The organism is Pseudomonas sp. GW458-11-26-14-LB4 (assembly GCF_059423925.1).
In genome coordinates, this window is sequence record NZ_JBWKYU010000030.1 from 41,228 (window position 1) to 64,948 (window position 23,721).

Annotated in this window: 21 protein-coding genes; 13 read left to right on the forward strand and 8 right to left on the reverse strand. The window is 62.3% G+C overall.

From position 1 onward, the window contains the following. From AC07XZ_RS27755 to AC07XZ_RS27800, 10 genes are all read left to right on the forward strand, one after another. Complete coding sequence (locus AC07XZ_RS27755; protein WP_007957720.1) at positions 1-861, forward strand: ABC transporter ATP-binding protein; 861 nt, start codon at positions 1-3, stop codon at positions 859-861. Between the two features lie 20 nt (positions 862-881). Continuing rightward, positions 882-1,748, forward strand: coding sequence for an ABC transporter permease (locus AC07XZ_RS27760; protein ID WP_085608535.1), 867 nt, complete (start codon positions 882-884; stop codon positions 1,746-1,748). 58 nt (positions 1,749-1,806) lie between these two features. Then, a complete protein-coding gene (locus AC07XZ_RS27765) occupies positions 1,807-2,724 on the forward strand; it encodes a LysR family transcriptional regulator (RefSeq protein ID WP_039773030.1) in 918 nt (305 codons plus the stop codon). 102 nt (positions 2,725-2,826) lie between these two features. Beyond that, positions 2,827-4,362: an MFS transporter gene (locus AC07XZ_RS27770; protein ID WP_102688560.1), complete on the forward strand. Its 1,536-nt coding sequence runs from the start codon at positions 2,827-2,829 to the stop codon at positions 4,360-4,362. Positions 4,363-4,380: 18 nt separating this feature from the next. Further along, complete coding sequence (locus tag AC07XZ_RS27775) at positions 4,381-5,451, forward strand: HlyD family secretion protein (protein WP_102688561.1); 1,071 nt, start codon at positions 4,381-4,383, stop codon at positions 5,449-5,451. Continuing rightward, the gene (locus AC07XZ_RS27780) at positions 5,448-6,899 is read left to right on the forward strand and encodes an efflux transporter outer membrane subunit (RefSeq protein WP_102688562.1); all 1,452 of its coding nucleotides are present in this window, start codon (positions 5,448-5,450) and stop codon (positions 6,897-6,899) included. The genes AC07XZ_RS27775 and AC07XZ_RS27780 overlap by 4 nt, the downstream gene beginning before the upstream one ends. 83 nt (positions 6,900-6,982) lie before the next feature. Continuing rightward, positions 6,983-7,762 carry an efflux RND transporter periplasmic adaptor subunit gene (locus AC07XZ_RS27785; RefSeq protein ID WP_085748527.1) on the forward strand — a complete coding sequence of 260 codons (780 nt, stop codon included), beginning with the start codon at positions 6,983-6,985 and terminating at the stop codon, positions 7,760-7,762. Then, positions 7,759-9,078 carry an efflux RND transporter periplasmic adaptor subunit gene (locus tag AC07XZ_RS27790; RefSeq protein ID WP_102688563.1) on the forward strand — a complete coding sequence of 440 codons (1,320 nt, stop codon included), beginning with the start codon at positions 7,759-7,761 and terminating at the stop codon, positions 9,076-9,078. Before AC07XZ_RS27785 ends, AC07XZ_RS27790 begins: the two co-directional genes overlap by 4 nt. Then, positions 9,079-11,175 (forward strand): site-2 protease family protein, encoded by a 2,097-nt coding sequence (locus AC07XZ_RS27795; RefSeq protein WP_102688564.1) that lies wholly within the window; start codon positions 9,079-9,081, stop codon positions 11,173-11,175. Positions 11,176-11,186: 11 nt separating this feature from the next. Then, on the forward strand, positions 11,187-11,678 hold the full coding sequence (locus AC07XZ_RS27800) for a GNAT family N-acetyltransferase (protein ID WP_371921046.1): 492 nt from the start codon (positions 11,187-11,189) through the stop codon (positions 11,676-11,678). Between the two features lies 1 nt (position 11,679). Here AC07XZ_RS27800 and AC07XZ_RS27805 read toward each other — a convergent pair whose 3' ends face one another. The 8 genes from AC07XZ_RS27805 to AC07XZ_RS27840 all read right to left on the reverse strand — a co-directional run bounded on the left by AC07XZ_RS27805 (position 11,680) and on the right by AC07XZ_RS27840 (position 19,519). Beyond that, complete coding sequence (locus AC07XZ_RS27805) at positions 11,680-13,866, reverse strand: lipase family protein (RefSeq protein ID WP_102688566.1); 2,187 nt, start codon at positions 13,864-13,866, stop codon at positions 11,680-11,682. Positions 13,867-13,878: 12 nt separating this feature from the next. Beyond that, positions 13,879-14,706, reverse strand: a complete 828-nt coding sequence (locus AC07XZ_RS27810; protein ID WP_219733687.1) for a hypothetical protein — start codon at positions 14,704-14,706, stop codon at positions 13,879-13,881. Positions 14,707-14,718: 12 nt separating this feature from the next. Then, entirely contained in the window at positions 14,719-15,492 is a 774-nt protein-coding gene (locus tag AC07XZ_RS27815) for a hypothetical protein (RefSeq protein ID WP_085748523.1), read from the reverse strand. Next, positions 15,489-15,797, reverse strand: a complete 309-nt coding sequence (locus AC07XZ_RS27820) for a hypothetical protein (protein ID WP_309474342.1) — start codon at positions 15,795-15,797, stop codon at positions 15,489-15,491. The genes AC07XZ_RS27815 and AC07XZ_RS27820 overlap by 4 nt, the downstream gene beginning before the upstream one ends. An 81-nt stretch (positions 15,798-15,878) precedes the next feature. Next, positions 15,879-16,337, reverse strand: coding sequence for a DUF4123 domain-containing protein (locus AC07XZ_RS27825; protein WP_309474341.1), 459 nt, complete (start codon positions 16,335-16,337; stop codon positions 15,879-15,881). Then, positions 16,334-18,403: a type VI secretion system Vgr family protein gene (locus AC07XZ_RS27830; RefSeq protein WP_102688567.1), complete on the reverse strand. Its 2,070-nt coding sequence runs from the start codon at positions 18,401-18,403 to the stop codon at positions 16,334-16,336. The genes AC07XZ_RS27825 and AC07XZ_RS27830 overlap by 4 nt, the downstream gene beginning before the upstream one ends. A gap of 160 nt (positions 18,404-18,563) precedes the next feature. Then, complete coding sequence (locus AC07XZ_RS27835) at positions 18,564-18,875, reverse strand: DUF6916 family protein (protein ID WP_102688568.1); 312 nt, start codon at positions 18,873-18,875, stop codon at positions 18,564-18,566. 56 nt (positions 18,876-18,931) lie between these two features. After that, the gene (locus tag AC07XZ_RS27840) at positions 18,932-19,519 is read right to left on the reverse strand and encodes a phage tail protein (protein ID WP_064382667.1); all 588 of its coding nucleotides are present in this window, start codon (positions 19,517-19,519) and stop codon (positions 18,932-18,934) included. 240 nt (positions 19,520-19,759) lie between these two features. Here AC07XZ_RS27840 and AC07XZ_RS27845 point away from each other — a divergent pair, with 240 nt between their 5' ends. The 3 genes from AC07XZ_RS27845 to AC07XZ_RS27855 form a co-directional block, all read left to right on the forward strand. After that, positions 19,760-21,355 carry a glycosyltransferase family 39 protein gene (locus tag AC07XZ_RS27845; protein WP_102688569.1) on the forward strand — a complete coding sequence of 532 codons (1,596 nt, stop codon included), beginning with the start codon at positions 19,760-19,762 and terminating at the stop codon, positions 21,353-21,355. 137 nt (positions 21,356-21,492) lie between these two features. Next, a complete protein-coding gene (locus AC07XZ_RS27850) occupies positions 21,493-22,338 on the forward strand; it encodes a sulfotransferase family protein (protein WP_011331872.1) in 846 nt (281 codons plus the stop codon). 55 nt (positions 22,339-22,393) lie between these two features. Then, the coding region (locus AC07XZ_RS27855; protein ID WP_146024044.1) for a DUF4347 domain-containing protein at positions 22,394-23,721 on the forward strand (1,328 nt) is incomplete at its 3' end.

The following is a 23,721-nucleotide window of genomic DNA, read 5'->3' on the forward strand; positions in this document are numbered from 1 at the left end:
ATGAACGCCCCTTTGCAAGGCCACGCGGCCAGCAACCCGATCGCCACCGCGCAAGCGCTGCTGGCGGTCGACCAGGTCAGCCTCGAATACCGCACGCCGCAGCGCGTCGTGCGGGCCACCCATCAGGTCAGTTTCGAAGTCGATCAACAGGATCGCTTCGTGCTGCTCGGTCCTTCCGGCTGCGGTAAATCCACCTTGCTCAAAGCCGTCGCCGGGTTCATAGCGCCGTGCGAGGGCGAGATCCGTCTGCAAGGCCAGCGCGTCGATGCGCCGGGGCCGGACCGGATCGTGGTGTTTCAGGAGTTCGATCAACTGCCACCGTGGAAAACCGTCAAACAGAACGTGATGTTTCCGCTGCTGGCTTCGCGCACGCTGAAGAAAAAGGAAGCCGAAGAGCGCGCGCTGCATTATCTGGAAAAAGTCGGTCTGGCGGCGTTCGCCGATGCCTATCCGCACACCTTGTCCGGCGGCATGAAAGCGCGGGTGGCGATTGCCCGGGCGCTGGCGATGCAGCCGAAAATCCTGCTGATGGACGAGCCGTTCGCCGCGCTGGATGCCCTGACCCGGCGCAAGATGCAGGAGGAATTGCTGCTGCTCTGGGAGGAAGTGCGCTTCACCTTGCTGTTCGTCACCCACTCGATTGAAGAGGCGTTGGTGGTGGGCAATCGGATCCTGCTGTTGTCGCCGCATCCGGGGCGGGTGAGGGCGGAAGTGCACAGTCATCAATACGATCTGCACAGCCTCGGTGGTGTGGCGTTTCAGGAGTCGGCACGGCGCATTCACCGTTTGCTGTTCGATGAAGGGCAGTCGCCGGAAACCGAGCGCGAACTGGATTTCACCGATATCCGCATCGCTTATTGAGCCGCCTGGAGGATTGCCCGATGAGCCATTCATCATCCGTACGTCAAGAATTCGAAAACGATCTGCAACCGCTGACCAGCGTCCCGGTGGAGCGCGAGCTGCCGCTGGGCCAGCGCTTGTGGCAACAGGGCTGGCTGCGCAAAAGCGTGATCCTGATTTTGCTCGCCGTGCTCTGGGAGGTGGTCGCCCGGGTGCAAAACAACGACCTGTTGCTGCCGAGCTTTTTGCAGACCAGTCATGCGCTGTACGACGGCCTGCTCAGCGGCGAGCTGCTGGGCAAGGTGTGGATCTCGCTGGTGGTGCTGCTCAAGGGTTACCTGATCGGTATCGTCCTGGCCTTCGCCCTGACCACGTTGGCGGTCTCGACCCAATTCGGTCGGGATTTGCTCAGCACCCTGACATCGATGTTCAACCCGCTGCCGGCGATTGCGCTGTTGCCGCTGGCGTTGCTGTGGTTCGGGCTGGGCCAGAACAGCCTGATTTTCGTGCTGGTGCATTCGGTGCTGTGGGCGCTGGCGTTGAACACTTACGCCGGGTTTCTCGGCGTCTCGGAAACCCTGCGCATGGCCGGGCGCAACTACGGCTTGAAGGGCATGCGCTTCGTGCTGTTCATCCTGATTCCGGCGGCGCTGCCATCGATCCTCGCCGGGCTGAAAATCGGTTGGGCCTTCGCCTGGCGTACCCTGATCGCCGCCGAACTGGTGTTCGGCGCCACCAGCGGCAAGGGCGGCCTGGGCTGGTACATCTTCCAGAACCGCAACGAGCTGTACACCGACAAGGTGTTTGCCGGTCTGGCGGTGGTTATCCTCATCGGTCTGCTGGTGGAGAACCTGGTATTCGACACGCTGGAGCGGGTGACGGTGAAACGCTGGGGGATGCAGCGCTGATTTTCTGATCTGCTAGCATTGCGTGCGAATCAATCCTGATCGGTCACGAGTGCTCAGCATGCAACTCCCGGACATGAACCTGTTGGTCGCCCTCGACGCCTTGCTCGACGAGGGCAGCGTGGTCGGCGCCGCGCGGCGGATGAACCTCAGCCCGGCGGCCATGAGCCGCACGCTGACGCGGATCCGCGAAGCCATTGGCGATCCGATTCTGGTGCGCGCCGGTCGCGGCCTGGTGCCGACGCCCAAGGCCCTGGAGCTGCGCGAGCAGGTGCGCGATGTGGTCGAGCAGGCGGCGCTGCTGTTTCGCTCGGCCGATGCGGTGGAACTGGGGACGTTGCGCCGGCGCTTCAGCATTCGCGCCAACGACTTCTTCGTCGGTGTGTACGGCGGCAAGCTGTTCGACACCCTCGATCAACTGGCGCCGCACTGTGAGTTGCGTTTCGTTCCCGAAGGTGACGGTGACGATGAAGCCCTGCGCGAAGGGCGGATCGATCTGAGCGTGAGCAACACCCGGCCGGTGACGCCGGAAGTCAAAGTGCAAAACCTGTTTTCCACCCACTTTGTCGGACTGGTGCGCGAGGATCATCCGCTGCTGGATGGCGAGATCACCGCCGAGCGTTACGCCGGGTTTTCCCATATCAGCATGTCCCGCCGAGGCATCGCCCGTGGGCCTATCGACACCGCGCTGAATGCCTTGGGCCTGGAGCGGAGAGTGGCTGTGATCGCGCCGAGTTTCCACGCGGCGATGTTCGCCCTGCCGGACTCCGACCTGATTCTGCCGGTGCCCAAGGAAGCGCTGCTGAGCGTGCGACGGCTGGGCTTGAAGCTGCGCTCGTTCAATCTGCCGGTCCCGTTGCCGACCCTGATGCTGACCCAGGCCTGGCACCCGCGTTTCGACAAGGATCCGGCCCACCGCTGGCTGCGTGAAACCCTCAAGACCTGCTGCGACGAAACCTGGCTGGCGGCACAGCCCTGACGATTGCGTCTGGCGCACTTATAAGCTGCCAATAAGTCAATTTTCGTCAGCACTAAGCCCTACTAACATGCTCCGGTATTTTTCCCTCCGGAGTTTGCTTGCATGACATCCCTGACGGTCACGGCACCGATTGCCGCTACCGCTCCGATGGCAGCCGCGCCACCGGTGTTCGGGGCGCGGATCATCATCGGTCTGGTCGGTGTGCTGCTGGCGGTGCTGGTGTCGGGTCTCAACGAGATGGTGACCAAGGTCGCCCTGGCCGACATTCGCGGCGCCCTGAGCATCGGTTACGACGAAGGCACCTGGCTGGTCGCCAGTTACACCGCGACCTCGGTGGCGGCCATGGCATTCGCGCCGTGGTGCTCGGTGACCTTTTCCCTGCGTCGCTTCACCCTGTGCGCCATTGGCGTGTTCACCCTGCTCGGGGTGCTTTGCCCGTTCGCCCCGAACTACGAAAGCCTGTTGCTGATGCGCATCCTGCAAGGCCTGGCCGGCGGCGCGTTGCCGCCGATGCTGATGACCGTTGCGCTGCGATTCCTGCCGGCCAACATCAAGCTTTACGGTCTGGCCGGTTACGCCCTGACCGCCACCTTCGGCCCCGGTCTCGGGACGCCGCTGGCCGGGTTGTGGACCGAATACGTCGGCTGGCAGTGGACGTTCTGGCAAATCATCGTGCCGTGCCTGATTGCCATGGCGATGGTTGCCTGGGGCATTCCACAGGATCCGCTGCGTCTGGAGCGCCTCAAGTCGTTCAACTGGAAAGGCCTGCTGCTGGGCTTTCCGGCGATCTGCATGCTGGTGATCGGCCTGTTGCAAGGCAATCGCCTTGACTGGTTCGAGTCGAACCTGATCTGCGCTTTGCTCGGCGCCGGTTCGCTGTTGCTGGTGGCATTTCTGATCAATGAATGGTCGCAGCCAATCCCGTTTTTCAAGTTGCAGATGCTCGGCATCCGCAACCTGTCGTTCGCGTTGATGACGTTGGCCGGCGTGCTGGTGGTGCTGCTGGCGGTGGTACTGATTCCGTCGAGTTACCTGGCTCAGGTGCAAGGTTATCGGCCGGTACAGACCGCGCCGATCATGCTGATCGCGGCGCTGCCGCAACTGCTCGCGCTGCCGCTGGTGGCGGCGTTGTGCAACCTGCGTTGGGTCGATTGCCGCTGGGTGCTCGGCGTCGGTTTGAGCATGTTGACGCTGTCGTGTCTGGGAGGCTCGCAGCTGACCTCGGAATGGATTCGCGACGATTTCTACGTGCTGCAATGGCTGCAGATTTTCGGCCAGCCGATGGCGGTGCTGCCGTTGCTGATGCTGTCGACCGGCAGCATCCAGCCGCAGGACGGGCCATTCGCCTCGGCCTGGTTCAACACCGTGAAAGGCCTGGCGGCGGTGGTCGCCACCGGCGTGATCGAGGCGCTGACCACTTCGCGCCTGCATTTTCACTCGACGATGCTGGTCGATCGCCTCGGCAACTCGCCGCTGGCCGCAAGCAACGACCCCGGCCTCGCCCATCGCCTGCATGAACAGGCGGTGGTGCTGACTTCTTCGGATCTTTATCTGTGCATGGCCGGCGTCGCGGTGGCGCTGATCCTGCTGATTTTCTGGCTGCCGACGCGGATCTATCCGCCGCGCGCGCCAACCTGACTGGAACAGAAGGTTTTTATGACGACTCAAGCAAAGCAAAAACTCGCGGTGGCTGTGGCCGCTGCGCTGGCGGTCGGTGTGCTGGTGTATCTGGCGATGCCGGGCCTGTTCGGCAAGCGTACTCAGCAGAACACCAACGATGCGTTCGTTTCTGCCGACTTCACTCTGGTGGTGCCGCGTGTGGCGGGGTTCATCAAAGAGGTGCTGGTGGAAGACAACCAGCAGGTCAAGGCCGGGCAGTTGCTGGCGCTGATCGATGACCGCGACCTGCGCGCCGCCGCCGAGGCCGCCGATGCGCAAACCCTGGTCGCCCGCGCTCAATTGCAGAACGCCAGGGCCACGCTGGAGCGCCAGACCTCGGTGATCGCTCAGGCGCAGGCGTCGGTGGTTTCGGCCAAGGCTGAAATGGCCTTCGCCCAGCAGGAATTGAACCGCTACAACCACTTGGCCGGCGTCGGTGCCGGCACCGTGCAGAACGCGCAACAGGCGCGCACCCGGATCGATCAGGCCTCTGCGCGGCTGGACACGGCCACCGCGAAACTGGCGGCGGAACGTAAACAGGTCGAGATTCTGACGGCGCAGCGCGATGCCGCCGAAGGCAGTTTGAAACACGCTCAGGCTGCGCTGGAAATCGCCAGTTTCGAGCTGTCCTACACGCGCATCACCGCGCCCCAGGACGGCATGATCGGTGAGCGCGCCGTGCGGGTCGGCGCCTATGTGACGCCGGGCAGCAAACTGCTGGCGGTGGTGCCGTTGAAGCAGGCCTATGTGGTCGCCAACTTCCAGGAAACCCAGCTCACCGACGTGCAGCCGGGGCAGGACGTTATCGTGCGGGTCGACAGCCTCGGCGGCGAAGCGCTCACCGGCCGTGTCGAGAGCATCGCCCCGGCTACCGGCGTGACCTTCGCGGCGGTCAAACCGGACAACGCCACCGGCAACTTCACCAAAGTCGTGCAGCGGATTCCGGTGAAGGTCCTGCTGGACCCGGGCCAGCCAATGGCCGAACGGCTGCGGGTCGGGATGTCGGTAGAAGCGAGCATCGACACCGAAAGCTCGGCGACGTCGGTGCGTGAGGTGACGCAGCGATGAAGCGCTTTCAGTCCCTGACAGTGGTCCTGAGTCTGTCGGCGTTGGCGGCCTGCACCGTCGGCCCGGACTTCCAGAAACCCGAAGCCACGCAGATTGCCGAGTGGGCAAAACCGTCGAAAACCGCCGTCAGCCAGGCCGTCAGCGAACCCCTGAACGAGCGCTGGTGGGAAGTCTTTCACGACGCGCAACTCTCGGCCCTGACCCAGCGCGCCTTGCGCAGCAACCTCGATCTGCAACTGGCCAGCAGCCGTCTGCAACAAAGTCGCGCCGCCCGCCAGGTAATCACCGCCGACCGTTATCCTACGACTGCCGCCACCGGTAGCTACGCACGCAAACGCAACAGCGGCGAGGGCCTGAACGACCCGTCCGGGCACAACGGCGATTCTGCCTTCAACCTGTGGGATGCCGGTTTCTCCGCCTCTTGGGAGCTGGATTTCTGGGGCCGTGTGCGCCGGGAAACCGAAGCGGCCGATGCCAATCTCGAAGTCGCGGAAAACGACCGTCGCGGTGTGCTGCTGGCGGTGCTCGCGGACACCGCGCAGAACTACATCCAGCTGCGTGGTGTGCAGAACACCCGCGCGGTCACCGAGCAGAACCTCGACGTGGCGCGGCACAGCCTGAAGCTCTCGCAACTGCGCCTCAATGATGGCGTGGCCACCGATCTCGACGTCGCCGAAGCCGCCGCGCAAGTGGCGGCCATCGAATCGCGCCTGCCGGCGCTGGAGCAACGTCAGGCGCAACTGATCAACGCCATCAGCCTGTTGATGGGCGAACCACCGCAGGCGCTGGCGAAAGAGTTATCCACAGATGCGCCAGTGCCACAGTCGCCGCTGACCGTCGCCATCGGCCTGCCGTCGCAACTGGCCGAACGTCGCCCGGACATCCGCCAGGCCGAAGCCCGATTGCATGCCGCCACCGCCAACATTGGCGTGGCCAAGGGCGATTTCTATCCGCGCATCACCCTGTCCGGCAATCTCGGCTCGCAAGCCATGCAGCTCAGTGATTTCGGCTCCTGGGGCTCACGGGCCTTCGGCATCGGCCCGCAATTCAGTCTGCCGCTGTTCGACGGCGGCCGCCTGCGCGGCGTGCTGCAACTGCGCGAAGCCCAGCAACAGGAAGCGGCGATCGGTTATCAACAGACCGTCCTGCGCGCCTGGCACGAAATCGACGACCAGTTGACCGCCTACAACGCCAGCCAGCGCCGCCGCGACAGCCTCGCCGAAGCCGTGCGCCAGAACCAGATCGCCCTGCGCACCGCACAACAGCAATACGTCGAAGGCGTGGTCGACTTCGTCAACGTCCTCACCGTGCAAGGCGCACTGCTCGCCACCCAGGAACAATGGGTGGAAAGCTCCACCGGCGTTTCACTGGCGATGGTCGGGTTGTACCGGGCGTTGGGTGGGGGATGGGAGTCGGTGTATCCGGTGGGGGAGATGGCGCAGCGTTGATTCTCCCACCCGAATGATGGCCTTTCGCTTGACGCTAATCCCCGCTGTCGTAGACTCCGAGCATCCGTCAGGGAGTAACGGTTATGCGGCGTTTTCGTGGTTGGGTTGTCGGATTGACCTTTGTAACGTGTGCAGTTCAGGCTCAAACGCCCGCGCCAGACGATCCGCTGCTGGATAACGGCGGGGCGGCGAATGCGTCGGCCAGCAGTGAAGCGCGCGGGGTGTTGCGGGCGCGGGATCAGGCGACGCTGGCCAGTGAGTTGTCGGGGCGGATTATCGAGTTGCCGTTCAGCGAGGGCGAGTCGTTCAAGAAGGGCGATACCCTGGCGCGGTTCGACTGTTCGGCTTATCAGGCCCAGTTGAACGCCGCGCAAGCCGCCAGCCGTGGCGCCGGTGAAGAGCTGGCGCACAACCGGCAACTGGCGGCGCTCAATTCCGTCGGGCGTTTCGAAGTGGCCCGGGCCGAAGCCAAGGTCAGCGAGACCCAGGCGCAATCTCAGGTTTATCAAGTCCAGGTCAAACGCTGCAGCGTGGTTGCGCCATTCGACGGGCAAGTGGTCGAGCGCAAGGTGCAGCGTTATGAAAGCGTGCCGGCCGGTGCGCCGCTGCTCGATGTGGTCGACAACCGCACCCTGGAAATCCATCTGCTGGTGCCGTCGCGCTGGATGGCCAGGCTCAAGCCCGGTCAGTCGTTCAGCTTCGTGCCCGATGAAACCGGTCAGGCCATCGACGCCACGGTCAAACGCCTCGGTGCGCGGATCGATGAGGGCAGTCAGACCCTGTTGCTGGTCGCAACACTCCCCGAAGCCAAAGGCTTGCTCGCCGGTATGAGCGGCACCGCGCGTTTTCCGGAGCTTAAGTGAACGCCCCGGTGAGCGGCGCCGCCGAGCAAGTGTTCGCGCGGTTTCTCGATCTCGAACGGCAGACCCGCGCGGCCCAAGACATTTCGCAACTGGCCTACAGCCTGGTCAATGACGGCCAGTCGCTGTTCGGTTTTCGCCATGCGGCGCTGTTGATTGCCGGCAAGGTGCAGGCGGTGACCGGGGTCAGCGCGGTGGAGCCGAATGCGCCGTTCGTGGCGTTCGTCGAGCAGGCTGTGGCGCAGTTGTTCAAGCAGGATGTGCTGAAACAGGCGCGGGTGATCACGCCGGAAATGGTCGGCGAATCGATTCAGGCCGATTGGCGCAGCCTGTCGGCCATGCAAGTGTTCTGGTTGCCGCTGATCGACCGTCAGGGTCAGGTGTTCGGCGGTTTGTGGCTGGCCCGTGATCTGCCGTGGAACCCTTCCGAGCAAGTGCTGCTGTCGCAACTGGGCGACACCTACAGCCATGCCTGGCTGGCGTTGCAACCGCGAAAACCTTGGCGGCTGCGCTGGACCCGTAAACGCCAGGTGGCGCTGGTCGCCTTGTTGTTGCTCGGGCTGTTGATCCCGGTGCGCCAGTCGGTGCTGGCGCCCGCCGAAGTGGTGCCTCAGGGCGGGCGCGTTGTCGCCGCACCGCTGGACGGGGTGATCGCCGAGTTTCTGGTCAAACCCAACCAGAGCGTGAAAGCCGGTGACCTGTTGCTGCGTTTTGAAAGCACGACGCTGAAGGCTCAGGCCGATGTCGCCGAGCGTGCGCTCGGGGTCGCCGAAGCGGAACTCAAAGCCAATTCCCAGCGCTCGTTCGTTGATGCCGAATCCAGCTCCCGGGTCGACCTGCTGGCCGCCCGCGCCGAACAGAAACGCGCCGAACGCGACTACGCTCGCGAACTGCTCAACCGCAGCGAAGTACGCGCTGAGCGCGACGGCATTGCGGTGTTCGCCGATGCCGAGCGCTGGACCGGCAAACCGGTGCAGACCGGCGAACGGCTGATGGAAATCGCCGACCCGAGCCAGGCCGAACTGCGTATCGAACTGGCCGTGGGCGATGCGATTTCGCTGGAGCCGGGCGCCGAAGTCGCGCTGTTTCTCGACAGCGATCCGCTGCAACGCCACCTCGCCACCCTCGAACGCTCGGCCTATGAGGCGCAGCCCACCGCCGGCGGGCAATTGGCCTATCGGCTGGACGCCAATTTCGCCGACGCTCCGCCGCGTATCGGCCTGCGTGGCACTGCGAAAATATTCGGCGACCGCGCACCACTGGCCTTGTACCTGCTGCGGCGTCCGCTCGCCGGACTGCGCCAGAGCGTAGGTCTGTAAATGACCCTGCCGAGCCTGCGTGCCGACCTGCAATTGTCGCCCGCGGCGCCGGCATTGGACGGTTCGCCGCGCTGGACGTTGGCCGACCCGGTGCGCGGGCGCTACTTCAAACTCGGCACGGCGGCCATGCGCCTGTTGCGCCACTGGTCGCTGGGCGATCCCGAACAAGTGCTGCGCGCCGCCAATCGTGAACCGGGTTTGCCCCTCGACGGCAACGAGTTGGCGCAACTGCTGGAGTTCCTGCGCGGTCACGATCTGATCAGTGCCCTCGACGAGCAACAGCGCGCCAGTTATCGGCTCAAGGCCCTCGTACAACGCCAGAGCCTGTGGAAAATCCTGCTGCATCAATACCTGTTCTTCCGCATTCCACTGTGGCGCCCGGACGCTTTTCTCAACCGTGCCTGGCCGTGGCTGGAGCGCTTCGGTCCGAAGGTTTTGCGCTACGGTCTGCCGGCGACGCTGGCGCTCGGGGTGTTTCTGGTGTCGCGGGACTGGCAGCGGTTCGTCGGCACCTTTCCGCACCTGTTCAGCCTCGGCGGCGCGATCGCGTTCGGCATCTCGCTGTTCTTCGCCAAGCTCTGTCACGAGTTCGGTCATGCGTTCATGGCCAAGCGCGCCGGGTGTCGGGTGCAAAGCATGGGCGTGGCGTTCATGGTCTTGCTGCCGATGTTCTACACCGATGTCAGCGATGCCTGGCGGGTCAATGATCGAAGCGCGCGACTGCTGATCGGTGCCGGTGGGGTGCTGGCGGAATTACTGCTGGCGAGCATCGCGCTGCTGGTCTGGTCGTTCCTGCCGGACGGGCCCGGTCGCACGGCGGCGTTCATGCTCGCCAGCGCGACCTGGATCACCACGCTGGTGGTCAATCTCAACCCGTTCATGCGATTTGATGGCTACTTTCTGCTCAGCGATTTGTGGGAGGTCGACAACCTTCAGGGCCGGGCCTTTGCCTTTTGCCGCTGGCGCCTGCGTGAGTTCTTGTTCGGCTATGGCGCGCCGGCGCCGGAGCCTTGGTCGCCGACGATGCAGCGGCGTTTGCTGATCTGGGGGTATGGCTCGTGGTTATGGCGTGCGGCGTTGTTTTTCGGGATCGCGCTGGCGGTCTATCACCTGTTCTTCAAGGTATTGGGGATCTTCCTGATGCTGGTGGAACTGGTGTGGTTTATCTTCCTGCCGATCATGAGTGAGTGGCGCCAGTGGTGGAGCCGCCGCGAACAGGCTCACGGCCCTCGGGTGTTGCTCAGCAGCCTGGCGGTACTCGGCTTGTTGCTGGTGCTGATCGTGCCGTGGCGCAGTTCGGTGGAATTGCCGACGATGCTCGAGGGCGGTCGCGCCAGTGCCTTGCACGCACCGACGGCGGCGCGGGTCAAAGCCGTGAAGGTCGAGGATGGTCAGACCGTGGCTCAGGGCGACGTGCTGATCGAGCTGGAATCACCCGATCTCGATTCGCGGCAGGCCATCGTTCGCCGGGAAATCCGCATCCAGCAATTGCTGATGCGCCGTCAGGCCGGCCGCAGTGAAACCGCTGCCGACGCGGGTATCGTCGAGCAGCGTCTCGCCGAAGCGGTGGCGGAATACCGTGGCCTGACCGCCCAACGCGAACGCCTGCAGTTACGCGCACCCCATGCCGGCACCGTGCGTGACCTGCTGCCGAACCTGACGCCGGGCCGCTGGCTGTCGAGCAAGGATGCGCTGGCGCGGGTGGTCGAGGACGGCACGCGACTGCGTGGTTACCTGGCCGAAGCCGAACTGTGGCGGGTCAAGCCCGGTGCCACCGGGCGGTTTATCGCCGACGACCCGATGCATGCCGCCATCGCGGTGCAACTCAATGAAATCGACACCAACGGTGTGGCCTATGTCGATCAGGAAGCGCTGACTTCCGATCACCACGGGTCGATTGCCGTGCGCCGCGATCAGCAGCAACGGGCGGAACCGGTGCAGGCGCAATACGGCGTGCGTTTGACTACGCTGAATCAGGCACCGACCCCGGTGCAGCCGCTGCGCGGCGTGGTGGTGTTGCAGGGCAGCGGCGAGTCGGTGCTCGGCGTGGCCTGGCGCCGCATGGCGGCGCTGGGGGTCAGGGAAAGCGGTTTCTAGGGAGCATGAAAATGACGGACAACCTGGCGGCGGACGGATTGGTGGTGCGGCCTTCGCGGGCGTCGGACGGGCCATTTCTGCACAGCCTCTATCAATCGGCGCGGCCGGATCTGCAATGGATCGACGGCGAGCAGGAGCAAGTGCAGCAAATCGTCGCCCAGCAGTTTCAGGTGCAGGAGCAGGGCATGGGGGAAAACCATCCCAACGCCATGCACTACATCGTAGAAAAACTCGGCACGGCCATCGGCGCACTCAGCACCGATTTCGGCGTCAATGAAATCCGCGTGTTGTACCTCGCGTTCATTCCACAGGCCCGGGGCAAAGGTTACGGACGAACCGTGCTGCAAGGCGTGCAAAAAGCCGCGCAGCAAGTGCGCTGCCCGGTGGCGACGGTGGTCTGGGCCAACAACCCCCATGCGCGCCAGCACTACCTGGCGCTGGGTTTTGCGGTGGAGGAGCGCAACCCGGCGGCGGAGCGGCTGGTGTGGTATCCACAGGCTTGAGTCAGATGATCGAGTCAATGTCGAAAGTGTGGGGCGCGCCAATTCTGTGACCGTAGAGCGTTACCAGCAGCGGGTCATCCTCGGCGGCGTCAGGTGCCATGGCGAGCTGTTCTTCTGCCTGGTTTTCCCGGTGCAGCTGCCAGCGCGGCAGGCTTTCGGCCAGACGTTCCGGTTGTTCTGCCAGCGATCCATAAACATCCGTGGTCGTCAGGCGCCGGTGCCGCAGACTGGCCAGCCGTTCGCGGGTCGTGCGGATGTTCTCGATTTCATGATTGAGCGCTTCGACGATGTTTTTCCGGCTGCGCACATAGCTGTCCGGCCGTCCCGGCAAATTGCTGCGCTGGCGGCGCAACTGATCGGTGATGCGCTGCAGCGCTGTCTCAACCAGCGCGAATTCTCGCTCGGTAACCAGCGTGCGGTTTGACTCCTGTGCCTCCTGCCAACGCCGCAACACCGCCCAGCACGCCGGGATGTAGGCCCCGGTCATCGAATGGTGCCCGGCGTCGAAGATCTGCTTGAGCAACGTCGGCCGATCCGGCAGGCCGTGCCGCTGCCGGATCGCCACGTCGCAGGCTGCGTGCTGGGTGATGGTGTCGCAGCCCGGCTCCCAGAGGATTGACGACACCTGCTGGCGGCCGAACTCCACCGGCATGGCGTGTCGCAAACGGCCGTGGTGGTCGTAGGCTTCCCCGGTCCAGTTGGTGATGCCCGCGACGAACACCGACAGACCGAGCGGGACATTCACGAAGGTCAGCGCTGCCCCGGTGCCGTAGATATCGGCCTTGGTGTTCATCCAGCTGCCGGGCACGCTGGGCACCGGGTCGTTGTGGTTGACCATGCGGTGATGCACGAGATCGGCTGCACCCTTAACGAAATCCGCGTCGCCGGCGCGGGGGGCGCCGTAGGTGTAGAGCTGGATTTTGTAGCCCTCAGGCCTACGGCGGAGCATTTCGGCCAGCAGCAGCGTGATTGCGCCACCGAGGCTGTGGCCGCAGATCAGGAGTGTTTGGCCGGTGTAGAACTTTTCGAGGTAATTGACGGCGAATGCGCCAGCTTTTTTGGCCGCTTCATAGAAACCTCGATGTACCTGGCCTTCGCCTTCCGCAAACGGCACCTGCAAGGCATCGGCATCGCGTAACCCATCGGCGACGATCTCGGCGGTGCCGCGAACGGCGATCAGGATCAGTTCGTCGTTGTGGGTGATGAAGGCTTGGGTGTCGGTAGCCTCATTTCCTTCGCTTCTGTCATCAAGGAAGTGAACCTTGGCTGGATGTTCTTGCGACTCGATCCTCTTCGGGTCATTCACTTCGTACAGATCCGAGTCGAATGGAACGATTTCCAGGCGTTTGGAATACGGCACGTCTTCGTACAGAGGGTAATAGGCTTTGATTTGATTCGAGTCGACTTTCCATAGTTCGTCGGACTTGGCCAAGGCGTCGCCAAACCAATTGCCTACGCTGGGTTGCAAAGGAAAGGTCACTCGATTTTCTTTGATGGGAGCACTTTCTGGCTTCTGACCGAAGGGGCAGTAGCTCAAGGTTGCCATCAATGAGAGCTGGTACAGATTGAGTGCACAGAATTGCGGAGCTGTGGATAACATCGGTCGCAACGCGCGTAACGGGCGCACTTCAAGAACAGTGTGACGTTGTGGCATCAGAGCGACACCCAGTTTGCCGTGTTCGCGCATGATGGCTGCACAGCCGGAGTCGAGAGGGTAATCGCGATACACCTCGGGTGGCAGATGCGAGGCATATCTGACCAGGTGACGGACTTCGACTTGAAAGTAGTCTGCACCGTCAGCAATCTCGGGTCGTTCCCGTGTGCGGGTGGCATTCCGGTTCAGATAACGAGTTTTTTCGGCGCGTACCTGAAGTTCGGTTATTTTTAGGGGGTAATGTCGCCTGCTTTGCAAACTTGAGTAGAGCTGTTCCTTTCCTTCATACGATTGATCAAATAGCAACGATATAGGCCCCGCAAAGTGATAGTCCACTCTGCCCTTGCCCGCTGCATCCAGACGTCCTATGTATTTATGGCCTTCCGAATCAGTGGCGACATAGGCCAATCCAGCATAGGGCTCACCCGAGTAAAACTCATCGATGAGTTGAAAACTTGTCCATTTGCCACCGGCAGGACATGTCAGCATGCGGCCGCCTAACGGCGACGGCAGATCCTTTTCAATTGATTCCATCGTGAAACCTCCTTACTCAGTGCAACTTGGATAAATGGTGCAGACTCGGCCATCCGGCATTGTGAAAGTGCTGAAGTCGGTGTAGTTGCCATAACAAAAGGCGTACTGATCCTCAAAGTTGTCGCCTAAGCATCGCTTCCAGCCATTTGGAAAATTTACCCAGGTGTCCCTGAAGTAAGGTTGTTCTTCCCTTGCTACTTTGATTTTCATCCTCACGGTTGTGCCTGGAAGTTGATCGTGGGTGTATGCCGCAAACGGGCGCCCCGGCTGTGGAGTGCCCTGAGCATCGGTTTCCTTGCAGTCGAGTATTTTTCGCAGGATCCTCGGCTTACCTGAGGTGCGAAAAAGCCACTGACATTGGCCGTAGAAAATGCTTAGACCTTTATGGTTAAAAGTGCCTTTGTAGCGATCGTCCAATTCCGACCGTATAACAACAGCTGCACTATCAGCGCTAATGTCGCTCCAGTCCTTCCCGTAGGCGGCTCTGATGTCCAGATCAATTCGACGTATTACCATCGGGCAACCATTGATGGTCTTGCGGATGGCGATTTCGGAAACCGGCTCGTACGTTTCTCGCCAATTCCTGTTGTATCTGTTGGCTGTTTTGCGGAGGTCTATGGCTCTGCAGTTTTCACTACTATTGATCGGCTCATACTCTGCGAGGGCTTCATAGGCGAACCCTGGCGGTAGCTCTGCCGTGAAAGTGAATGTATTTGCCGGTTGGGTTTTGCACCCAGCGATGAGGGCAAGGCAAACAACCAAAGTCGCACTGCGCAGCGCGAGTCCAATCGTCGGGGAGGTCAGTGTTGGAGATTGCAGCTCCTTTTGAATTGATGTCATGGCGAAACCTCCTTATTCCGTACAGCCCGGATAAATGGTGCAGACTCGGCCATCAGGCATTTTGAATGTGCTGAAGTCGGTGTAATTGCCGTTGCAATAGGCATGCGGATCGTCATATCCATCACCCAGGCATCGCTTCCAGCCATTCGGAACTTTCACCCACGTATCCCCCCATCCGGGTTTCTCTTCCTCTGCCAAAGTAATCTTCATCCTCACCGTTTTGCCCGGCAGTTGATCAGGGTTAAAAGCCCCGAAGGTCTTCCCGTAGGCACGTGCTCCTTGGGCATCGACCGTTCTGCAATCCAGGATTTTTCTTAGAATTCGCGGTTTGCCCGAGGTGCGAAACCACCACTCGCACTGACCGTGGAAGGTGCTTTCACCGGCCTCGTTGAATACGCCTTTGAACTGCTCCTCCAGATCATCGCGGATGAAAACCATGGCTTCGTCACCACTGAAGTCGCCCCGTGTTTTGCCATAGCTCGAGTTGATCTCCAGCTCGATTCGCCTCACGACCAACGGACACCCCTTAACAATCTTGCGAATCGTGATCTCGGCATCCGGCTTGTACTCCGTGCGCCACTTGCTGTTGAACACCGGCGCAAGGTTGTCGCGCCTGTCGACCGTGCAGGTCTGGCCTTTCTCGGGTACGTAATAAACCACTGCGACGTAGGCAAACCCCGGTGGTAGATCGGCTGTGAATTTGAAGGTGTTGGGCGGTTTTCCCTGGCAGCCCCCCAGTGCCGCGAAGGCGCCGATCAGGACGATGCTCTTGAGCTGAATCTTCATGAAGGCATCTCCCCGCTCCAGCTCTTCGAAAGCAGGTAAACCCGATCAAAGTGCTCATCCGGCGTTTCGTCCGGTCGGGGTTGCCAATGAGGCGCGAGGGCCGGGGTGTGCAGGCTCTGGATCAGCAGAAACTCCAGCCGCTCCGGCGCCAGCCAGCCCCAGGCTTCGGCCTGTGCCAGTCGCTCGCGTAGCCAGATGTGCGGATCCTGCGAGCCCGCCAGCCCGGCGTAGGCCTGCACATGCTCGGCCAGCAGAAAACGGTGGGCATTGGCCAGACGAATCTCCATGGCGGGCTGATCGGGCATCGGCAGGTGCAGCCATGGCGGCGAGTCCGGCAGCAGATTGGTGCCGGGCGCTGGGTTGTCGGTGCTTTGCCAATGCGAGCCCTACCAGTAACACACGCTGATCGCCGGCCCGAGATACGCCGGTAGCGCCTTGACCGGCAGATGTTCCAGCGCCCGGGCCAGCACCCGGTTGTCGTGGAAGCGGTACAGCGCCTGATGCGGACGGGTGCCGACGAGCATCCGTTCCTGCCAGTGCCTGATCCACGTCTTCAACTCGCCTTTGCCCAGGCTGGCGAGCCAGCCCCAATGGCTGTCGGGCCTGTCGAGCAGGGCATCGAGGCGACGGTCGTCGGGCTGGTCGAAGGTGAACAGGAACGGGCCGGTGTCCGCCAGTTCGGCGACCACGGTTTCACCGTAGACGCTGGCGTACTGCTCGTAACGGCTGCTTTTCAGCCAGCGCTGGCGCATGTCGCGTTCGTTCTGCGAGTCGAGTACCAGGCACAGGAGGCGATCCGCCCGGTGTTGCTCGATCAGCCAGTGCGGCACAAAGGATTGGCTCATGCGGCGGCTCCCTCGATCAGGCACGCTCCTCCTCGACAGGCCTCGCAGATCGGGCAGAAATCTGCACCCAGCGTTTTGCTGTCAGCCATCAAGGCGGTTTGCGAGGGAGCTACCAGTGGCGGCAGAGGCGTCGATGGCGCCAGATCTTCAACGCTGTCGGGCAGCAGAATCGGCGCGCGTAGAAAGGCCGCCGGTGCGCCGCCGATCAGCAGGTCGCTGCTACCGAAAAGACCACCGTGATCAAGCACAAAATGCTCGCCACCGACCTTCAGGCTGATGCTTTTTCCGGCCTCCAGTACCAGATGCTCGCCAGCGCTCAAACACACCTGCCCGGCAGCTTCGACCGTCAGCGACTGACCGATCCGGGTGTGGCTGTTCTGGCTGACGTGCAGGTAGTCGCTGGCCTTGAGATGGGTCTTGCGATCACCGGTAATGGTGCGTTGCTCTTCTGCGTGGAGCACGCTGACGCTGTTGCCCTTGATGGTTTCCCGGCGCTGGTTGCCGATATCCAGGTGACTGTCGTGCTCGATCTTCTGCTGCAGATCGCGCTGGGCGCGCAGATAGATCAGTTCCTGACCGGCGCGGTCTTCGATCATCAGCTCATTGAAGCCATTGCTGTCGGGCGTGCTGCGGGACCGGAACACGCTGCGGGTCTTGTGCGCCGGCAATTCATAGGGCACCGGGTTGGCGCTGTTGGCCAGGCAACCGCTGATCACCGGATGGTCGGGATCACCGTTGAGAAACGTCACCAGCACTTCCATGCCCACGCGCGGGATGATCACGCTGCCATGGGCGTTGCCGGCCCAGTTCGTGGTGGTCCGCAACCAGCAACTGCTCTTGTCGTCGTGCTGGCCTTTGCGGTCCCAGAAAAACTGCACCTTGACCCGGCCGTAACTGTCGCAATGGATGTCTTCGCCTTCCGGCCCGGTGACCACGGCGGTCTGGGTACAGCCGATGGAAGGTTTGTCGTAGCGCAACGGCGGGCGATAGATCGCATCCCACGGTGTGGCTTCGAAATGGTTGCGGTAGCCCTGGACGAAGTCGCTTTTATCGCTCACGGCGATGTCGCTGCCGCTTTCTTCGAGCACCTGAGGCTGTTGGCCTTCGTGTTCGATTTCGGTGAGCAGCCAAAGGTCGTTCAATGCGGGGTCGGGGTGTTCTGACAACGACAGGAAATGCCCCGACACCAGCGCCGGTTCGTCGCTGTCATCCTGAGCCACGCGCTCATCGCTGCGATGACGTTCCAGGATTCGTCGGGCGAGCAGTTTGCCGTGCTCCCGGTCGAGGACTCGCCCCGGATAGGCGTAATCCTCCAGATCAGGCTGACAGTTCTCGTTCGGTATCCGCGCGTCGGACTCCAGCACGATGCGCGCCCTTTCGAAATCGTAGGCGCGCCGACTGGCGCGACTGGTGCGGGTATTGAGCCCGCAGTCTAAACGGTGGATCACCGGCCGGTCGGCCACCATCGCGTTGCGCGGTTTGAACGGGGTCGGTCGGGCCAGCCTGGGAAACACGGTCTGGTCGTCGCCGAACACCAGCAGGTGCCTGTCGAGGCTGTGGCGAAAGTGATAGTGCAGGCCGTCTTCCTGGCACAGACGCTGGATGAAGTGCAGGTCGGATTCGTTGTACTGCACGCAATATTCACGATCCGGCAGGGCCTGGCCGATCTGGAACAGGTAGCCATCCGCGTGAATGCCATGTTCCTGAAGAATCTGCCCGATGATTTGCGCAACGCTCAGGTGCTGAAAAACCCGCTGATTGAAACGATGGCCCAGATTCGTCAGACATGGCGCGAGGGTCAGGTGGTATTGCGTCAGCCGGTACCCGATATCGTCCCTTCCGATGTGCTGGATCTGTCCATGAACGCCATGGCCGTGGTCATCGAAGGCCAGAAAAGCCTGCCGGTGCATGAGGCCGGGAAGATCGATGTCCGGTCTCGGGCTGACCAGTTTGACGTCGAAGGAGTAAGGCTGGCTGATGGATTCGGTGCCGGTGAAGGACAGCACCTGCAGGTCGTGTTTAAAGGCGTCGGTGATGAGGCGCAAACGAGCATTGGCATTGAACATCCGTTGTTCCTTGTCCTGTGACAGATTCGGAACAACGCTAACAAGATGAACCGCGAATTTATGTCGGACGTTTCCCAATTCATTCGGTTTAAAAGCCCGGATTACAAGGGCTTTAGCCGCATCCTACAGAATCGCCCTACAAGATTTTCAGAGTGGCGAATCAGTTGAACGAAATGCAGAAATACCCCAACTGCGGATCCCGCCCCATCGCCGGCACCCGCGACACGAAAATGTCCTCCACCCGGCCGAGTTCCGGCAGCTCCAGCGCGCATAAACCGTCGACGAAGTCGGTCGGCACCAGGCTGTTGAATTCGAGGCAGAAGGGCATGCGTTCGCTGTAGCGGGTTTTCGCCGCGGGGACCTCATCAAGGTGCTCGATCCGGATCGGCAATGCCGTGCCATCGGGCAGGTGCAGCGTGCGTTGCTGTCCGAGCAACGGCTGGACGTGTTGAATCTGAACCGCTTGCAGCATGGTCTGACTCCAGTGAAAAAAGAACGGCCGGGGGCGGTGAAGCCCCCGGCGTTTGCTCAGTTGCGCGACGGGAACAGGCCGTTCAGGGCAACGCTGAAGTTGAGGACGAGGGCCGGGTTCAGGATCGGCAGTGGCTGGCTGCCGCCGGTGGAGGAAATGTCCCCGGTGACGGTGGTGGTCACACCCTTGAGCGGCACCGGTGTGGCGCCTTGGGCGTCGGAGTAAATGTTCGCCGAACCCGGGCCGCCGCCGGAGGCGCCGATGTACGAGTTGGTGGCGGTCGGCACGGTCGCCGGATTGCTGGCGGGTACAGCCAGGGACAAGGCCGTGTTGGCGGTGAGGCCGGTCATCGCGTGGGTGTGGTTGGGCATGTTGGCGATGGTGGCGGTGACGTTTTCGGTGCCGTACACCTGACCGATGACGCGCGGCGTCAGGCCCAGTCCGGTGCCTTGTGCGACGGGCACGCGACCTTGCAGGTTGGGCAGTTGAAAGTTGGTCGTGCCATTGCCGCCGTAGTAAGTGCCCAGCAAGGCGAACAGCGCCTGGTATTGCGAGATGCCCAGGATTTGCCCGTTGCACAAGGCCCAGCCACTCGGGGCGAAGTTGAAGGCGAACGGTTGAATCGTACCCATAAAGACTTCCATGGTTCCTCATCCTTCTGTTGTGTGGTCGGCGCGCCGCGCGGTCGCCCTTGTTGTCGGGCCGGTCGAAACGTTGTGCTGACTCCTTCCTTTTGCGCGGGCAGGTCACGCCACGCCGTAGCGTAGACCCGGATCGACGGACTTGCCGGACGTCGTCGTGGCCGCGCGTCGACTTCGGTGCTGGCCTACAGTGTTGGCAGTTGATGACGCAATTGTGTTCGCAAAAACGCTGAGGGGAGGTTGATGGAGGTCCTTCGCGAGACACCGCTGGGAGATACTCAGGATCCGTTCGCCGCACCGAATGCCGGTGTCCGGCGCCTGTTGCGCTGGGCGCGCGAGCACTGGTTGATACCGATCCTGCTGCTGGCCACCGTGGTGCGTTTTTATGACCTGACGGCTGCCGCGATCTGGGGCGATGAAGGTTCGAGCCTGCTGCTGGCGCGCTATTCGCCGGGCGGGATCTGGACGCATGCCGCGTTCGATGTGCATCCGCCGCTGTACTTCATGCTGCTGCACGGCTGGATCGGCGTGTTCGGCGACGGCCTCCTGGCCATTCGCAGCTTCAGCGCACTGGCCGGCATCGCCACGGTCGGACTCGGCGTGAGCCTGGTCGACCGGCTGGCCACTCGCCGCGCGGCGATCATCGCGGGGGTGTTGCTGGCGCTGCTGCCGACGGCGGTGCGCTACAGCCAGGAAGTGCGCATGTATGCGTTGCTGGGTTTGCTGCTGATCGGTGCGACGCTGGTGCTGGTCAAGTGGATCAGGCGACCGCAGCGTCACCGCTATCTGCTGATCTATGCGCTGCTGATGACGGCGGCGTTGTACACACACTATTTCGCCGTGCTGGCGGCGCTGAGCCATTGGCTGTATCTGGGGTTGATCCGCCTGTTGCCGGGTTATCGCCTGAAGCATCTCCAGCGCAAGGATTGGTGGCTGGCCAATCTCGCCATCGTCGTGCTCTACCTGCCGTGGCTACCGAACCTGATCGACCTGCTGCAACACATGGACGCGCTCAAGGCCGGCGGCGATGTGGGCTGGGAAGATCCGGTGACCCTGTCTTCGCTGCCGTCGATGATCTGGCTCTGGTTGATTCAGGACGAGGGCGAACATCTCCCGTTGCTGCTGTTCGGCGGTGTGCCCCTGGCTTTGCTGGTGCTGGCGGCTGTCGCCGTTGCCCGTGATCGCAGCGTGAACCATGGCAGCGTGCTGCTGGCGGTCTACACCGGCATGCCGTTGTTGCTGGTGTTCGCCGTGTCTTTCATTACGCCGGTGTTCATCGAGCGTTACCTGACTGCCTACGCGCTGGGGTTGCCGATGCTGGCGGCGCTGGCCATCGACCGTCTCTACAGCAGCGTGCGCGTGCTGGCGATGGCGGTGCTGCTGTCGCTGGTCGGGGTCGAGATGATCGGGGTGAACAACAACGCCACGGTCGACCGCAATGACCAGTTCAACGTCATGGTCGATTACGTCAACCGCCACTTCGCCAGCGGCGACCGGATCGTCACCAGCGACATGCTCTGGTACCTCAGTTACGTCTATTACAACCGCACTGAGGCTCAAGTCCGGCTGTTTACGCCGCCCACTGCCGAAGGGCGCTCGACTCGCCCGAACCATTATGGTTTCGGCACGCTGGTGTCCGATGAGGTCTACCTTGATCGGTTGGGAGACCTGCCGAAGGACAGTGCCCGGGTCTGGTTAATCGGTGATCTGGACATGGAAGTACCCGATCCATTTCTGCCCTTGCCTGCGACCTGGCAACTGCGGGATCAGGTGCAGGCGGGCGGGGCGAAAGCGCGACTTTTCTCGGTGCAGACGCCCGATGGATCGGGAGAGAACTGACTTAAACGCTTCACCATTTTATTCGCGATAAATACGAAGTTTTTAAGTCCGTTTTGCTCTTTTCTGATATCAAAACACTACTAGTCGAATGGGTATTGTTGGATTACGCTCATCAGACAAAAGGACTTACAAATACGGTGAAGGGATTGCAGCAGTTCCACTTTATCTCCGGCTTGCCGCGCTCAGGTTCTACCCTCCTTTCTGCGATCCTCCTGCAGAACCCTCGCTTTCATGCCGGCATGACCAGTCCGGTCGGCGCGCTGTTCTCCGGTGTCCTTGAACAATGCAGTGCCGGCAGCGAATTCGGCGCGGTGATCGACACCGACATGCGCCGCCGCCTTTTGCGCGGTCTGTTCGATTCCTATTACGCCGACAAGGCCGACAAACCGGTTGTATTCGACACCAACCGCCAGTGGTCTGCGCGACTGCCGGCCATCAACGACCTGTTCCCGCAAGCCAAGGTCATCGCCTGTGTGCGCAACGTCGCCTGGGTGATGGACAGCCTGGAGCGGCTGTACCGCGCCAATCCTTTCGAAAACACCAAGCTGTTCGGCGATGCGGTCGAGCGCAACACGGTCTACAGCCGCTGCGAAACCCTGGCCCAGCGCAATCGCCTGGTGGGTTTTGCCTGGGCGGCGCTCAAGGAAGCCTATTACGGCGAGCACGCCGATTCGCTGCTGATCGTCGATTACGACCTGCTGACCCAAGCCCCGGAGCGGGTGCTGCGGCTGGTCTACGACTTCATCGGCGAACCCTGGTTCGAGCACGATTTCGAGCACCTGGCCTATGACGCGCCAGAGTTCGACCAGGCCCTCGGTGTGGCTGGCCTGCACAAGGTCAAACCCAAGGTCGCCCTGCAGTCGCGGCGTACGATCCTGCCGCCGGACCTGTTCAAGCAATACGCCGATCTGTCCTTCTGGCTCGATGGCTCAGCCAGCGCTGCCAATGTCATTCGTATGAAGTCCGACGCCGCGATCAGTTGATCGCGGCGTTTTTCATTGATGCGTCAACAACTGTGTTCGAGTCCGGGTGAGCAACATGTGGTGGAGCAAGCAGAAGTCGCGGGTTACCGAAGGCCAACGGACGCTGGCGGCGCCCATGATCATGTCGCTCGAACCGCGCATGCTGTTCGACGGCGCCGTCGCGGCCACCGTCGCTGACACCGCCGCCCAGGCTGACAGCCATGCCACCGCCGACGCCGCGAAAGCACCGGCCGCCGACCACCCGAGCGCCAGCAAGGACACCCATGGTCAGGCCGATGCCACGCCCGCCGCCAGCCCGGTAGCCGTGCCGGGGCAGAGCGTGGTGTTCGTCGATTCCCGGGTCAAGGATGCCGACAGCCTGCTCAAGGGCGTGGCCCCCGGCACGCAAGTGGTCAAGCTCGATGCCGGCAAGGACGGTTTGCAGCAGATCGCCGATTATCTCGACCAGCATCAGGGCGTGAGCTCGGTGCAGATCATTGCCCACGGCAATGCCGGTGACCTGTGGCTGGGCAACAGTTATCTGTCGGCCGACAACGTTGCCCAGCGCAGCGCGATCCTGGCGGAAATCGGCAAGGACATGAATGCTGGCGGCGACATCCTGATCTACGGCTGCTACACCGCCGAAGGGGATCGTGGCCTGAGCTTCGTCGACTCGCTGGCGCAGCTGACCGGCCGCGACGTGGCCGCCTCCAGCAACCGCACGGGCTTGGGCGGCGACTGGGATCTGGAGATCGCCACCGGCACCATCGAAAGTGCCAACGTGCTGTCGACCCAGGCGATGAGCGAATACCAGTGGGGCCTGGCCACCTGGACCGCCACCAACAATGCCAACACCGGGGTCGGCTCGCTGCGCGCAGCGCTGGCGTCGGCGCAGAACGGCGACATCGTGACCTTCAGCTCCGGGATGACGGTGCAGCTCACCTCGGAATTGCTGATCAACAAGAACATCACCGTCGATGGTGACCTGAACAATGACGGGGTTGCCGACGTCACGCTCGATGGCCAATACCGGACCCGAGTGGTGGAAATCACCTCCGGCAGCACGGTGACCCTGGATGGTCTGGTCATTACCCGTGGCCTGGTTTCGGGCAACGGCGGTAATGGCGGCTACGGCGCAACCGGTGCCATGGGCGGGGGGATTTTCAACGCCGGTATCCTCACGTTGAACAACGTTACGGTGACCAGCAACGCGGCAGCCGGTGGTGGTGGTGGCGGAGGGGTCACCAGTGCGTACTACGGCGGCGGTGGCGGCGGTGGCGGCGGGATTGGCGGTCAGGGTGGCGGTCATGGTGGCACGGCCGGACCGGGCACCGGCACCCTTGGCGGGCAGGCCGGCAGCGGCGGCGTCGGCGGTTACGGCGGTGGCTACGACGCGACGCACAT